Genomic DNA, 13839 nt, shown 5'->3' on the forward strand with positions numbered 1-13839 from the left:
CCCCTTAGTACTTGGCTCCCATGTGTAAAGCTACCACGCCACCTGACAAATTGTAATATTTGACGGCGTCGAGGCCCGCTTGTTCCATCATCGTCTTCAGCGTGTCCTGATCGGGGTGCATCCGGATAGATTCAGCAAGATACCGGTAACTTTCGGCATCTTTCGCGAACTTGTCGCCAAGCCACGGTAATACTTTGAAAGAATACAGATCGTACGCTTTTTTCAGCGGATCCCAGACTTTCGAGAATTCCAGCACCATCACGCGGCCGCCGGGCTTCGTCACGCGGCGCATCTCGGCCAGCGCGGCGTCCTTGTGCGTCATGTTGCGCAGCCCGAACGCGACCGTGACCACGTCGAAGTAGTTGTCCGGAAAGGGAATTTTCTCTGCGTCGCACAGCAGCGACGGCGTCACGATCCCCTTGTCGAGCAGCCGGTCGCGGCCGACGCGCAGCATCGATTCGTTGATGTCCGTGTGCCAGACCTCGCCCGTCGGCCCGGCCGCCTTCTTGAACGACTTCGTCAGGTCGCCGGTGCCGGCCGCGATATCGAGCACCTTGAAACCGGGGCGCACGTTCGCCTGCGCGATCGTGAACGCCTTCCACGCGCGGTGCATGCCCGCCGACATCAGGTCGTTCATCAGATCGTAGTTGCTCGCGACCGAATGGAACACCCCCGCCACTTTCTTCGCTTTTTCGTTTTCCTCGACGCTTTCGAAGCCGAAGTGGGTTTTGCTCATCGCGTTGATCCTCAGTAAATGGCAAGACGGCGCCGAGCGGGCGCCGTCGATTTCAGTGGCAGTGGCCGTGCGACGCGGAGGCCGCCTGCATCGGGGCGTCGCGCTCGACGCCCGCTGCCTTCAATTTGTCGAAATAGTCGCGCCACAGCGCGTCCTGCTGCGTCGCCAGTTCGTACAGCAGGTCCCACGAGTAGATGCCGGTCGAATGGCCGTCGGAGAACGTCGGCTGGAGCGCGTAGTTGCCGACGCCCTCGAGCGCCGTGATCGTCACCTCGCGCTTGCCGGTCTGCAGCGTCTCCTGGCCGGGCCCGTGTCCGCGCACCTCGGCCGACGGCGAATAGACGCGCATCAACTCGAACGGAATCCGGTAGCTGTCGCCGTTCGGGTACTGCAATTCGAGCACGCGCGACACCGCGTGCACGACGACGCCGGACGGAATCGGCGTCGTGGAAGTCAAACCGCTCATGGCTGCCTCGAATCGGTCATGCGTTGAATTTCCTCGCGCACCGCATTGTGCAGCAGCGAGGCCTGCGCGGCGCGCGTGCGCAACAGCGCCTCGGACACGCTGCGCTGGCGCGGCGCCCAGACGGGCTGCGGGAAGTGGGCGTCGTTGGAAAAGCGCGGGATCACGTGCCAGTGCACGTGCGGCACCATGTTGCCGAGGCTCGCGAGATTCACCTTGTTCGGCTGCATCACGCGGCGCACGGCCCGCTCGACCGCGTAGACCACGCGCATCAGGTGGGCCCGCTCGGATTCGCCGAGATCGGAGAACTCGGCCACGTGCGCACCCCAGATCACCCGGCAGAAGCCCGGATACTCGTGCTCGCCCGTCGCGAGAACGACGCGCACCGCATCGTCCTGCCAGAGCAGATCGCCGCCGTCTTCACGGCAAAACACGCATTCCATCGTCGCTCCCATGTGGACAGGCGCCGGCATTGCTGCGCCGGCGCCCGCTCATTCCTGGCCCGGTCGGGCGGTCGTCATGCCCGCATTAGACCAGCACGCGCTCGATCCCGCCATTGTTGGCACGTGCGACATAATCGGCCATCCAGTTCTCGCCGAGCACCTGGCGCGCAATTTCGACCACGATGTAGTCGGCTTCGAGGTTCGCATCCTCGCTGTAGCGCGACAGGCCCTGCAGGCACGACGGGCAGCTCGTCAGGATCTTCACGTCCGGGCCGTTCGCGGCCGCGGCGGCCGGCGCCGGCGCATCGCCGGCCACGACGGGAATCGCGCGCAGCTTCGCGGCGCCCTTGCGGATCTCCTCTTCCTTGCGGAAGCGGACCTGCGTCGACACGTCCGGGCGCGTGACCGCGAGCGTGCCCGATTCGCCGCAGCAGCGATCGTTCTTCTCGATCTTGTAGCCGTCCTTCTCCGCACCCATCAGCTCGTTGACGAGCTTCACCGGGTCGATCGTCTTGATCGGCGTGTGGCACGGGTCGTGATACATGTAGCGCGTACCCGACACGCCGTCGAGCTTCATCCCCTTCTCGAGCAGGAACTCGTGGATGTCGATGATCCGGCAACCCGGGAAGATCTTGTCGAATTCGTAGCCCGCGAGCTGGTCGTAGCAGGTACCGCACGACACGACGACCGTCTTGATGTCGAGGTAGTTCAGCGTGTTCGCCACGCGGTGGAACAGCACGCGGTTGTCGGTGACGATCTTCTCGGCCTTGTCGTACTGGCCCGAGCCGCGCTGCGGATAACCGCAGCACAGGTAGCCCGGCGGCAACACGGTCTGCACGCCGGCTTCCCACAGCATCGCCTGCGTCGCGAGGCCGACCTGCGAGAACAGGCGCTCGGAGCCGCAGCCCGGGAAGTAGAACACCGCTTCCGAATCGACTGTCGTCGACTTCGGGTTGCGGATGATCGGCACGATCTTGTTGTCCTCGATGTCGAGCAGCGCGCGCGCCGTCTTCTTCGGCAGGTTGCCCGGCATCTTCTTGTTGACGAAGTGGATCACCTGCTCGACGACGGGCGGCTTGCCGACCGTCGCGGGCGGGTGCTGCGTCTGCTTCGTCACGACCTTCTTCAGCATGTCGTTCGCGAAGCGCTGCACCTTGTAGCCGACGCCCATCATCACGGTGCGCGCGGCGTTGATCGTCTGCGGATTGGTCGCGTTCAGGAAGAACATGCCGGCCGCATTGCCGGCATTGAACTTCTTCTTGCCCATCTTGCGCAACAGGTTGCGCATGTTCATCGTGACGTCGCCGAAGTCGATCTTCACCGGGCACGGCGTCGCGCACTTGTGGCACACCGTGCAGTGGTCGGCCACGTCGTTGAACTCGTCCCAGTGCTTGATCGACACGCCGCGGCGCGTCTGCTCCTCGTACAGGAACGCCTCGACCAGCAGCGACGTCGCGAGGATCTTGTTGCGCGGGCTGTACAGCAGGTTCGCGCGCGGCACGTGGGTCGCGCACACCGGCTTGCACTTGCCGCAGCGCAGGCAATCCTTCACCGAATCGGCGATCGCGCCGATGTCGGACTGCTGCATGATCAGCGACTCGTAGCCCATCAGCCCGAAGCTGGGCGTATAGGCGTTGCGCAGATCGGCGCCGTCGAGCAGCTTGCCCTTGTTGAAACGGCCGTTCGGGTCGACGCGCTGCTTGTACGCGCGGAATTCGGCGATCTCGTCGTCGGTCAGGAACTCGAGCTTCGTGATGCCGATCCCGTGCTCGCCGGAGATCACGCCGTCGAGCGAGCGCGCCAGCTTCATGATGCGTGCGACCGACGCGTGCGCGTCCTGCAGCATCTCGTAGTTGTCGGAGTTGACCGGGATGTTCGTGTGGACGTTGCCGTCGCCCGCGTGCATGTGCAGCGCGACGAACACGCGGCCGCGCAGCACGCGCTTGTGGATCGCCTGCGCTTCGTCGAGGATCTGCTTGAACGCGCCGCCGTTGAAGATCGCGCGCAGTTCCGCACGGATCTCCTGCTTCCACGAGATGCGAACCGTGCGGTCCTGCGTGATGTGGAACACGGTCGCGCCCGGCTGCTCGTCCGCGCGATCCGCGAACTTCTCGGCGAGCGCTTCATACCCGAGCTGCACGAGATAGTGCTGCGCCTCGCGCAGCGGCTGGTCGAGCCGGTCGCGCACGAATTCCCAGCGTGCGCGCACGCGCTTGAGCAGCTCCAGCGCCTGCTGCACACGATCTTCCAGCAGCTCGGCGCTCGGGATCTCGTTCGCGTCGTCGGTCTTGCCGAGCGGCAGGTTGCCGCCGCGGAAGAACGCCTCGAGCGCGTCGACGAGCTGCAGCTTGTTCTTCAGCGACAGCTCGATGTTGATCCGCTCGATGCCGTCGGTGTACTCGCCCATCCGGTTCAGCGGGATCACGACGTCTTCGTTGATCTTGAACGCGTTCGTGTGCTTCGCGATCGCGGCCGTGCGGCTGCGGTCGAGCCAGAAGCGCTTGCGCGCCTCCGCGCTGATCGCGACGAAGCCTTCGCCGCTCTTGCCGTTCGCCATCCGGATCACTTCGGACGTCGCGTGCGCGACCGCGTCGGCGTCATCGCCGACGATGTCGCCGATCAGCACCATCTTCGGGAACGCATTGCGCTTGCTCTTGGTCGCGTAGCCGACCGCGCGCAGGTAGCGCTCGTCGAGGTGCTCGAGGCCCGCGAGGATCGCGCCGCCCTGCTTCGACGTTTCGAACAGGTAGTCCTTGATCTCGACGATGCTCGGGATCGCCTCGCGCGCCTGGCCGAAGAATTCGAGGCAGACGGTGCGCGTGTGCGCGGGCATCTTGTGCAGCACCCAGCGCGCGGACGTGATGAGCCCGTCGCAGCCTTCCTTCTGCACGCCCGGCAGGCCGGCGAGGAATTTGTCGGTCACGTCCTTGCCGAGGCCTTCCTTGCGGAACCGGCGGCCTTCGATCTCGAGCATCTCGGTCTTCAGCAGCTTCTCGCCCGGCGCGTACGCACCGTCGAACCACTTCAGCTCGAAACGCGCGACCGCGATGTCGTGGATCTTGCCCTGGTTGTGCTCGTGGCGCGTGACTTCGAGCCAGTTGCCGTCCGGGTCGACCATCCGCCACCAGGCCAGGTTGTCGAGTGCAGTCCCCCACAGCACGGCCTTCTTGCCGCCCGCGTTCATCGCGACGTTGCCGCCGATGCACGATGCGTCGAGCGACGTCGGATCGACCGCGAATACGTAGCCGGCCGCTTCGGCCGCCTCGGTCACGCGGCGCGTGACGACGCCCGCGCCGGAGAAGATCGTCGGCACCTTGTGCGCGACGCCCGGCAGTTCGGTCAGCTCGACCGCGCCGAGCTGTTCGAGTTTTTCGGTGTTGATGACGGCGGAGAACGGCGTGAGCGGCACCGCGCCGCCCGTGTAGCCGGTACCGCCGCCACGCGGGATCACGGTCAGGCCGAGTTCGAAGCACGCCTTGATCAGCGCCGCGATCTCGGCTTCGGTGTCGGGCGTCAGCACGACGAACGGGTATTCGACGCGCCAGTCGGTCGCATCGGTCACGTGCGACACGCGCGACAGCCCGTCGAAGCGGATGTTGTCCTTCTCCGTGCAGCGGCCGAGCGCCTTGGTCGCGCGGCGGCGCAGGTCGGCCATCTTCTCGAATTCGTCGGCGAACTCGTTGACCGCGCGCTGCGCGGCGGTCTCGAGCATCTCGACGCGCGATGCGCGCTCGCGGCCCGCGTCGTCGCGATGCTCGGTGAGATCCGCGCTGCGGCGCTTGCCGATCTCGGTCAGGCGGTGGTTCAGCGCCTCGATCAGCAGCGCGCGGCGCTTCGGGTTGTCGAGCAGGTCGTCCTGCAGGTACGGGTTGCGGCGCACGACCCAGATGTCGCCGAGCACTTCATACAGCATCCGTGCCGAGCGGCCCGTGCGGCGCTCGGCGCGCAGTTCGTCGAGCACCGACCACGCCTCCTCGCCGAGCAGGCGGATCACGATCTCGCGATCCGAGAAGGACGTGTAGTTATAGGGAATCTCGCGCAAGCGGGGCGCGGGGTCAGCGGCGACGGCGGCGGCCGCGCCATGCGGATCGAAAACTTGTGGTGCGTTCATGTTCGGACGACTCGGAGGGCCGATACACCGTGCACGGGCGTCGGCAAGCGCGTGGGCGCAATCTTGGGGAAATCTGTTCTGTTACCAGGCGCGCGGCTGTCCTTCATGGGGCCGGAGCGGGCGACTTGCCCCTCCTGGCCGGCGACAGGGCCTGGCGGCACTCGGAACGATCAGCACGATCGCGCGCGGCGCGCATGCCGTTCGGCCGCGGGGCTGGCTGCGCGCGGCGTCGGCTTCAACGGTGCGATCCGAGGGTGCCTCTGCATCTTCCGATCCTTGATTCAAAACGGAATTCTAACCCATGATCGGGCCATCCGTGACACGCCGGACAGGTCGTGGGGCTATCGCCTCCAGCCGCGCCGAGCGGGGTTCGGCGCGATTTCGTGCGATCATTCGCCGCCCGTCCGGTCGGTAACCGTACGGTTAAGCCGGTCAAAAAAGGACGTTCCGCGTCGCGCACGCCCCCTGCGCGCGCCGCCGCGACCGCTCGTCCGGCATGCCGCTTGCATGCGGGCGGACCCTTGGCGCTATCATTGATCCTTTACCGTCTGCTTCCGCACTGCACGCGAGCGCCCATGGCACCCCACGATTACCTGAAAAAAATCCTCACCGCGCGCGTCTACGACGTCGCGATCGAGACGGAACTCGAACCCGCCCGCAACCTGTCGGCCCGGCTGCACAATGCCGTCTACCTGAAGCGCGAGGACAACCAGCCGGTGTTCTCGTTCAAGCTGCGCGGCGCGTACAACAAGATGGCGCACATTCCGGCCGACGCGCTCGCGCGCGGCGTGATTACGGCATCGGCCGGCAATCACGCGCAAGGGGTCGCGTTCTCGGCAGCCCGGATGGGCGTGAAGGCCGTGATCGTCGTGCCGGTCACGACGCCGCAAGTGAAGGTCGATGCGGTGCGCGCGCACGGCGGCCCGAGCGTCGAGGTGATCCAGGCGGGCGAATCGTACAGCGACGCGTATGCGCACGCAGTCAAGGTGCAGCAGGAGCGCGACCTCACGTTCGTCCACCCGTTCGACGATCCGTACGTGATCGCCGGCCAGGGCACGATCGCGATGGAGATCCTGCGCCAGCACCAGGGCCCGATCCACGCGATCTTCGTGCCGATCGGCGGCGGCGGGCTCGCGTCCGGCGTCGCCGCGTACGTGAAGGCCGTGCGCCCGGAGATCAAGGTCATTGGCGTGCAGGCCGAGGATTCGTGCGCGATGGCGCAGTCGCTGGACGCCGGCGAGCGCATCGAACTGAGCGAAGTCGGCCTGTTCGCGGACGGCACGGCGGTGAAGCTCGTCGGCGAGGAAACCTTCCGGTTGTGCCGCGAGTTCCTCGACGGCGTCGTGACGGTCAATACCGACGCGCTGTGCGCGGCGATCAAGGATGTATTCCAGGACACGCGCAGCGTGCTCGAACCGTCCGGCGCGCTGGCGGTCGCGGGCGCGAAGCTGTACGCGGAACGCGAAGGCATCGAGAACCAGACGCTCGTCGCGGTCACGTCGGGCGCGAACATGAACTTCGACCGGATGCGCTTCGTGGCCGAGCGCGCGGAAGTCGGCGAGGCGCGCGAAGCCGTGTTCGCGGTCACGATCCCCGAGGAACGAGGCAGCTTCAAGCGCTTCTGCTCGCTCGTCGGCGACCGCAACGTCACCGAGTTCAACTACCGGATCGCCGATGCGCAGTCCGCGCACATCTTCGTCGGCGTGCAGATCAAGCGTCGCGGCGAATCGGCGGAGATCGCCGCGAACTTCGAGTCGCACGGTTTCAAGAGCGTCGACCTGACGCACGACGAGCTGTCGAAGGAACACATCCGCTACATGGTCGGCGGCCGCTCGCCGCTCGCGCTCGACGAGCGCCTGTTCCGCTTCGAGTTTCCGGAACGGCCGGGCGCGCTGATGAAGTTCCTGTCGTCGATGGCACCGGACTGGAACATCAGCCTGTTCCACTACCGTAACCAGGGCGCGGACTACAGCTCGATCCTCGTCGGGCTGCAGGTGCCGCAGGCCGATCGCGCCGAATTCGAACGCTTCCTCGCCGCACTCGGCTATCCGTATGTCGAAGAGAGCGCCAACCCGGCTTACCGCCTCTTCCTGTCGTAAAGGCGTCACACGATGAATCCCGAACATTCCCCGCTCGGCAAGGCCACCGTCTACGCGGCGCAGTACGACGCGTCGCTGCTGTTCCCGATCCCGCGCGCCGGTGCGCGCGAGCAGCTCGGCATCACGTCGGCGCTGCCGTTCTTCGGCACCGACATCTGGAACGCGTACGAGCTGTCGTGGCTCAATGCGCGCGGCAAGCCGCAGGTCGCGGTCGCGACGTTCTACGTGCCGGCCGAATCGCCGGCCATCGTCGAATCGAAGTCGTTCAAGCTGTATCTCGGCTCGTTCGCGCAGTCGAAGTTCGACTCGATCGACGCGGTGCGCGACGTGCTGAAGCGCGACGTGTCGGCCGCGTGCGGCGCGACCGTGTCGGTGCAGCTGGTGTCGGCGCACGATTTCGGCAAGCTCGAGATGGACGAGCTCGACGGGCTGTCGCTCGACCGCCTCGATCTCGATACCGACATCTACGAACCCGATCCGTCGCTGCTGTCGGCCGCCGAGGACGAAGCGCCGGTCGAGGAGACGCTCGTGTCCGACCTGCTGCGCTCGAACTGCCCGGTCACGGGCCAGCCCGACTGGGGCAGCGTGCAGGTCCACTACGTCGGGCCGCAGATCGACCACGCGGGCCTGCTGCGCTACATCATCTCGTTCCGCAATCACACGGGCTTTCACGAGCAGTGCGTCGAGCGGATCTTCCTCGACATCATGCGCGCGTGCAAACCGGTGAAACTCGCGGTGTACGCGCGCTACACGCGTCGCGGCGGGCTCGACATCAATCCGTTCCGCACCAACTACAACCAGCCGATGCCGGACAACGCACGCACTGCGCGGCAGTGACGGCGGTCGGTGGCCGCCGCGGTTCGCGGTTCGCAGTTCCCGGTTGGCGACGCGCGGCCGCCAATCCGGACAAAACGGCCCGACCGGATTCAACCGGCCGGGCCGTTTTTCATTGCACGCGGGAGCGCGGACGGCCCGCGGTCACCCGCTTGCCGGCCGCTCCGGCAGGATCTCCACCAGGCGCAGCAGGTAACCGTCGGGATCCTGTACCAGCATCTCGACCTGGCCATGCTCGATCTCGCCCTCCCGATACCAGGACGTACGCGGCTCGACGAACAGCGTCACGCCCGCGGCGCGAATCCTGTCGAGAATGGGGTCGAGCGCATCGACCTCGATCTGAAAATTGATCCCGCGTCCGAACGGCGGCTCAAGCGGGCCGGTCAGCCAGCCCTCCGGGCCGTACTGCTCGAGCATCAGCTGAGCCCGCCCGATTTCAAGATAGGCGAAGCCGTCTTCCGGACGTTCGAAGCGAATCCGGAATCCCAGCACGTCACGATAGAAGCGAACGCTTCCGGCAAGGTCCGAGCAGATCAGCTCCGGCACCAGCGCAGCCCATTCCATGTATTTCCCGTCCGTAGGGTCATGCGGCACATTACATGAACCGGCGGGTGGCGTTGCGGCGGTTGCCGCCGCAGGCGCGTCGAGCAACGGTCGAACCGTGCGCGCCACATGACAAAACGGGCCCGGCGCACGTGAATGCGCCGGGCCCGTTGCGTAGCGGCTCGCCGTTGCGGCGTTACTTCGCCGGCGCCTTGTACGCGATGCAGTCGACTTCGACCTTGCAGTCGATGACCATGCTCGACTGCACGCACGCGCGTGCCGGCGGATGCTCGCCGAAGTACGACACGAACACCTTGTTGAACGACGCGAAATCGCGCGCGTCGTCGAGCCACACGCCGCAGCGCACGACGTGTTCGAGGCCGTAGCCGGCTTCCTTCAGGATCGCGATCACGTTCTCGATCGTCTGCTTCGACTGCGTGACGATCCCGCCTTCGACGACCTCGCCGTTCACCATCGGCGTCTGGCCCGACACGTACAGCCAGCCGTCGGCCTCGACCGCACGCGCGAACGGCATCACCTGGCCGCCGGTCCCCTTCGCTTCGCCCACGCCATATCGCTTCATCGTTTCACTCCTCACAGTTCGGTTACGGATGCGCGCGCCGGCAGCGGCACGCGCGGAAGATCGGAACAACTGCCGCGCTCAGAACGCGGCGTCGGCACTCGCCGCCACACGCTCGCCGCGCGCGACGAAGCCGCCGGCGCGCTCGCCGGTCGGCTGGCCGTTTTCATACGTCAGCACGCCGTTCACCCACACCGCGTCGATCCCGTGCGCGGGCTGTTGCGGCTTCTCGAACGTCGCCGCGTCGATCACGCGCGCCGGGTCGAACAGCACGAGGTCCGCGTGGTAGCCGACCTGCACTTCGCCGCGCTTCGCGATCCCGTAGCGGCGCGCGGACAGCGACGTCATCTTGCGAATCGCCTCCTCGAGCGGCAGCAGGTTCGTGTCGCGCACGTAATGGCCGAGCACGCGCGGGAACGCGCCCCACAGCCGCGGATGCGGCAGCGGATCGTTCGGCAGGCCGTCGGATCCGACCATCGTCGCGGGGTGCGACAGGATCCGGCGCACGTCGTCCTCGGACATGTTGTGGTACACGGCGCCGGCCGGGCGGATGCGCTGCGCGGCTTCCTGCTCGGTCACGCCCCAGTCCGCCGCGATCGCCTTCAGCAGCTTGCCCGCGACTTCCGGGTGCGGCTCCGACCACGTGATCGTGATGTCGATGTCGCCCGTCACCTGCTTCAGGTCGAGCGTCGACGAGCTGCGGCTGTACGGATAGCAGTCGCAGCCGACCGGCTGGTAGCGGCGCGCGCCTTCGAGCGAGGCGAGCACTTCGGTGCTGCGCCCCCAGTTCGACGGACCCGCGCACTTCAGGTGCGAAATCACGACCGGCACGCGCGCATGGCGGCCAACCTGGTACGCCTCTTCCATTGCGTCGAGGATCGCGTCGAATTCGGTGCGCATGTGCGTCGTGTACAGCGCGCCGGCTTTCGCGAGCGGCTCGGCGAGCGCCATCACTTCCTCGGCCGGCGCCGCGAACGCGGAGCCGTACGCGAGGCCCGACGACAGGCCGAGTGCGCCGTTCGCGAGTGCCTCTTCAAGCTGCGCGCGCATCCCGGCGATCTCGCCGTCCGTCGCCGCGCGGTCGAGGCGGTCCATCTGGTTGTTGCGCAGCGCCGTGTGGCCGACGAGCGCCGCGACGTTGACGGCCGGATGCGCGGCGTTCACGGCCGCGACGTAGTCGGCGAAGGTCGGGTACTGGAACGCGCCGCGCTCGCCGAGCAAGTTCATCGGATCGGGCGGATCGCCGGCGAGCGTCACCGGCGATGCGCTGATCCCGCAGTTGCCGACGATCACGGTCGTCACGCCCTGCGAGATCTTCGGGATCATCTCCGGCGCGCGGATCACGTGCGTGTCGTCGTGCGTGTGCACGTCGACGAAGCCCGGCGCCAGCGCGCGGCCATTCGCATCGACGACGTTCTCGGCCAGCCAGTTCGACAGGTTGCCGATCGCGGCGATCTGGCCGTTGCGGATCGCGACGTCGCGCGTGACGGGCGGTGCGCCGGTGCCGTCGTACAGCTGCGCGCCGACGATCAGCGTATCGGCGGCTTCGGGATGCGAATGCATGGTCAGTCTCCTACCGGTTGACGGTCTCCGCCGCCGCGGTGCGCATCGAGCGCATGCTTGATGCGGCGCAGCGATTCTCGGCCCGCATCGCCGAGCCGCAATGCGACTCCGGTGACGAGCACGTCGATCGCCATCATCATCGCGTAACGCGATGTCGAGGGCTTGTAAATGAAATCGGTTTCGAATGCGACGACCGGGATCAGGTGGTCGGCGAGCTTCGCGAGCGGCGACGCCGGCGCGGTAATCGCGATCAGCTTCGCGCCGTAGCGCTTCGCGAGCCGGCAGCTTTCGAGCAGCTCGGGCACGCGCCCGCTCACCGACAGCGCGACGACGACGGTGTCGCGCGACAGCGTCGCGGCCACCATGCGCTGCAGCACGCTGTCCTGATAGCTCGCGACCGGCCGGCCGAAGCGCACGAGCCGGAAGCGCAGCTCGTCGGCGAGCGCGGTGGAGCCGCCGCCCTGCCCGTACACGTAGGTCATCTTCGCGCCGGTGAGCAGGTCGGCCGCCGCCTCGAACGACGTGTTGCGCAGCAACTGATGGTTGTGCGCGAGCGCCACGCGGATCTCGTCGTAGACCATCGACGCGGGGCTCGTATCGTCGTCCGGCGCGGCGTCGGACGGCACCAGGAAGCGCTGGCCGACGGCCGCCGCCTGCGCGACGAGCACCTTCAGTTCGCGTACGTCGCGGCAGCCGACGGCTTTCGCGAAACGCGTGACCGTCGCGACGCTGACTTCCGCGTCGCGCGCGAGCGCGCCGATGCTCGCATGCGCGGCGCGCGCGAGATCGGCAAGGATGAACGCGGCGACCTTGCGCTCGGCTTCGCGCAACTCGGGCGCGCATTCGGCGATCCGCGCGACGATGTCGAGGACCGGCGCGGCGGCCGGAGCCGGCTGGAGCTGGGCCGCGAGCGGAGCGGACGGGGATGCGGGCGTATTCATCTGCGGATCAGGTTGCGAAGCTTGATGTTACTAAATAACATCACCGCGCAGATGCTACTTTCTGTACCATCTGCGTGTCAACTTCAGTGCAATGCATAGTGATGATGGAGCGGGATGACATGAAAGTTACAAACTATCAGGAAGCGACGATCGACCCGTTCGGCAAGGGTCTGGGCAATCTGCCGAGCGCGAGCGTGCCGCTCGGCGACGCAGGCCGGCTCGAGTGGAACCTGCTCGCCGAAGACGTCAGCCTGCCGGCCGCCGTGCTTTACGAAGACCGCGTCGAACACAACCTGAACTGGATGCAGGCATTCGTCCAGAAATATGGCGTCCAGTTCGCGCCGCACGGCAAGACGACGATGGCGCCGCAACTGTTCCGCCGCCAGCTCGACGCCGGCGCGTGGGGCATCACGCTCGCGACCGCGCACCAGACGCAGGCCGCGTATCACGGCGGCGTGCGGCGCGTGCTGCTCGCGAACCAGCTGGTCGGCCGCCAGAACATGACGATCATCGCCGGGCTGCTGTCGGATCCCGATTTCGAATTCTTCTGTCTCGTCGATTCCGCGGAAAGCGTCGACCAGCTCGGCCGCTTCTTCGGCGACGCGAAGAAATCGCTGAACGTGCTGATCGAGCTCGGCGTGCCGGGCGGCCGCGCGGGCGTGCGCGATGCCGCGCAGCGCGAGGCCGTGCTGGCCGCGATCGCGCGCTATCCGGACACGTTGAAGCTGGCCGGCATCGAACTCTATGAAGGCGTGCTGAAAGAGGAAGGCGAGATCCGCACGTTCCTGCAGGAAGCCGTCGCGCTCACGCGCGAACTCGCCGAAGCAGGCCGCTTCGCGCGCACGCCGGCGATCCTGTCCGGCGCCGGATCGGCGTGGTACGACGTGGTCGCGGAAGAGTTCAGGAAGGCGTCCGACGCGGGCTTCGCGGAAGTCGTGCTGCGTCCGGGCTGCTACCTGACGCACGACGTCGGCATCTACAAGAAGGCGCAGACCGACGTGTTCGCACGCAACCCGATCGCGCGCACGATGGGCGAAGGGCTGCTGCCGGCGCTGCAGCTGTGGGCGTACGTGCAGTCGGTGCCGGAAGCCGACCGCGCGATCGTCGCGCTCGGCAAGCGCGACGCGGCGTTCGACGCGGGCCTGCCCGAGCCGGCGCGCCACTTCCGCCCGGGCCGCGACACCGCGCCGCGCGACGTCGCCGCGACCGAAGGCTGGGCCGTGACCGGGATGATGGACCAGCACGCGTACCTGCAGATCCCGCCGGGCGCGGACGTGAAGGTCGGCGACATGGTCGCGTTCGACATCTCGCACCCGTGCCTGACGTTCGACAAGTGGCGCCAGGTGCTCGTGCTCGATCCGCAGTTCCGCGTGACGGAAGTCGTCGAAACGTTCTTCTGACGCCCATTGCGCGCCCCGCCCCGCCGCTCGCGCGGGGCGGCCGTCACGCGCGCTTCAATCTGCCGGAGTACACTGCGCTTTCGTCCCCGGGGCCCCTCGCGGCCGTTGCGCACGGCGCGAACGGGC

General features: G+C 66.9%; 11 protein-coding genes. 3 read left to right on the top strand and 8 right to left on the bottom strand.

Annotated elements, in window-relative coordinates:
- Positions 1-4: 4 nt before the first annotated feature.
- The 4 genes from ubiE to HWX87_RS28080 all read right to left on the bottom strand — a co-directional run bounded on the left by ubiE (position 5) and on the right by HWX87_RS28080 (position 5753).
- The gene (gene ubiE / locus HWX87_RS28065; protein ID WP_043190578.1) at positions 5-736 is read right to left on the bottom strand and encodes a bifunctional demethylmenaquinone methyltransferase/2-methoxy-6-polyprenyl-1,4-benzoquinol methylase UbiE; all 732 of its coding nucleotides are present in this window, start codon (positions 734-736) and stop codon (positions 5-7) included.
- A 52-nt stretch (positions 737-788) separates the two neighbouring features.
- Positions 789-1202 (bottom strand): DUF971 domain-containing protein, encoded by a 414-nt coding sequence (locus HWX87_RS28070; protein WP_034188995.1) that lies wholly within the window; start codon positions 1200-1202, stop codon positions 789-791.
- Positions 1199-1642, bottom strand: a complete 444-nt coding sequence (locus tag HWX87_RS28075; RefSeq protein WP_176050320.1) for an HIT family protein — start codon at positions 1640-1642, stop codon at positions 1199-1201. The genes HWX87_RS28070 and HWX87_RS28075 overlap by 4 nt, the downstream gene beginning before the upstream one ends.
- Before the next feature lie 85 nt (positions 1643-1727).
- Positions 1728-5753: a DUF3683 domain-containing protein gene (locus HWX87_RS28080; protein ID WP_176050321.1), complete on the bottom strand. Its 4026-nt coding sequence runs from the start codon at positions 5751-5753 to the stop codon at positions 1728-1730.
- Between the two features lie 575 nt (positions 5754-6328).
- Here HWX87_RS28080 and ilvA point away from each other — a divergent pair.
- Together ilvA and queF are read left to right on the top strand one after the other, a co-directional pair.
- A complete protein-coding gene (ilvA, locus tag HWX87_RS28085) occupies positions 6329-7852 on the top strand; it encodes a threonine ammonia-lyase, biosynthetic (RefSeq protein WP_176050322.1) in 1524 nt (507 codons plus the stop codon).
- Between the two features lie 12 nt (positions 7853-7864).
- Positions 7865-8689 carry an NADPH-dependent 7-cyano-7-deazaguanine reductase QueF gene (gene queF, locus HWX87_RS28090; protein ID WP_176050323.1) on the top strand — a complete coding sequence of 275 codons (825 nt, stop codon included), beginning with the start codon at positions 7865-7867 and terminating at the stop codon, positions 8687-8689.
- A gap of 141 nt (positions 8690-8830) precedes the next feature.
- Here the strand turns inward: queF and HWX87_RS28095 are convergent, their stop codons facing one another.
- The 4 genes from HWX87_RS28095 to HWX87_RS28110 all read right to left on the bottom strand — a co-directional run bounded on the left by HWX87_RS28095 (position 8831) and on the right by HWX87_RS28110 (position 12313).
- Entirely contained in the window at positions 8831-9250 is a 420-nt protein-coding gene (locus HWX87_RS28095) for a VOC family protein (protein ID WP_176050324.1), read from the bottom strand.
- Positions 9251-9425: 175 nt separating this feature from the next.
- Positions 9426-9812, bottom strand: coding sequence for a Rid family hydrolase (locus tag HWX87_RS28100; RefSeq protein ID WP_006751946.1), 387 nt, complete (start codon positions 9810-9812; stop codon positions 9426-9428).
- Between the two features lie 78 nt (positions 9813-9890).
- Positions 9891-11372, bottom strand: coding sequence for a D-aminoacylase (locus HWX87_RS28105; protein WP_176050325.1), 1482 nt, complete (start codon positions 11370-11372; stop codon positions 9891-9893).
- 2 nt (positions 11373-11374) lie between these two features.
- Positions 11375-12313 (bottom strand): MurR/RpiR family transcriptional regulator, encoded by a 939-nt coding sequence (locus HWX87_RS28110; protein ID WP_176050326.1) that lies wholly within the window; start codon positions 12311-12313, stop codon positions 11375-11377.
- Positions 12314-12432: 119 nt separating this feature from the next.
- Between HWX87_RS28110 and HWX87_RS28115 the strand changes: the two genes are divergently transcribed.
- Positions 12433-13713, top strand: coding sequence for an amino acid deaminase (locus HWX87_RS28115; RefSeq protein ID WP_176050327.1), 1281 nt, complete (start codon positions 12433-12435; stop codon positions 13711-13713).
- Positions 13714-13839 lie beyond the last annotated feature (126 nt).

The organism is Burkholderia sp. BCC1644 (genome assembly GCF_902833225.1).
Taxonomy (GTDB): domain Bacteria; phylum Pseudomonadota; class Gammaproteobacteria; order Burkholderiales; family Burkholderiaceae; genus Burkholderia.

What these genes read in the sequence shown, in the direction of transcription:
- queF (WP_176050323.1), top strand. Translation starts at nt 7,865, where the DNA reads ATGAATCCCGAACATTCCCCGCTCGGCAAGGCCACCGTCTACGCGGCG.
- ilvA (WP_176050322.1), top strand. Translation starts at nt 6,329, where the DNA reads ATGGCACCCCACGATTACCTGAAAAAAATCCTCACCGCGCGCGTCTAC.
- ubiE (WP_043190578.1), bottom strand. Translation starts at nt 736, where the DNA reads ATGAGCAAAACCCACTTCGGCTTCGAAAGCGTCGAGGAAAACGAAAAA.
- HWX87_RS28095 (WP_176050324.1), bottom strand. Translation starts at nt 9,250, where the DNA reads ATGGAATGGGCTGCGCTGGTGCCGGAGCTGATCTGCTCGGACCTTGCC.
- HWX87_RS28110 (WP_176050326.1), bottom strand. Translation starts at nt 12,313, where the DNA reads ATGAATACGCCCGCATCCCCGTCCGCTCCGCTCGCGGCCCAGCTCCAG.
- HWX87_RS28105 (WP_176050325.1), bottom strand. Translation starts at nt 11,372, where the DNA reads ATGCATTCGCATCCCGAAGCCGCCGATACGCTGATCGTCGGCGCGCAG.
- HWX87_RS28080 (WP_176050321.1), bottom strand. Translation starts at nt 5,753, where the DNA reads ATGAACGCACCACAAGTTTTCGATCCGCATGGCGCGGCCGCCGCCGTC.
- HWX87_RS28075 (WP_176050320.1), bottom strand. Translation starts at nt 1,642, where the DNA reads ATGGAATGCGTGTTTTGCCGTGAAGACGGCGGCGATCTGCTCTGGCAG.
- HWX87_RS28100 (WP_006751946.1), bottom strand. Translation starts at nt 9,812, where the DNA reads ATGAAGCGATATGGCGTGGGCGAAGCGAAGGGGACCGGCGGCCAGGTG.
- HWX87_RS28115 (WP_176050327.1), top strand. Translation starts at nt 12,433, where the DNA reads ATGAAAGTTACAAACTATCAGGAAGCGACGATCGACCCGTTCGGCAAG.
- HWX87_RS28070 (WP_034188995.1), bottom strand. Translation starts at nt 1,202, where the DNA reads ATGAGCGGTTTGACTTCCACGACGCCGATTCCGTCCGGCGTCGTCGTG.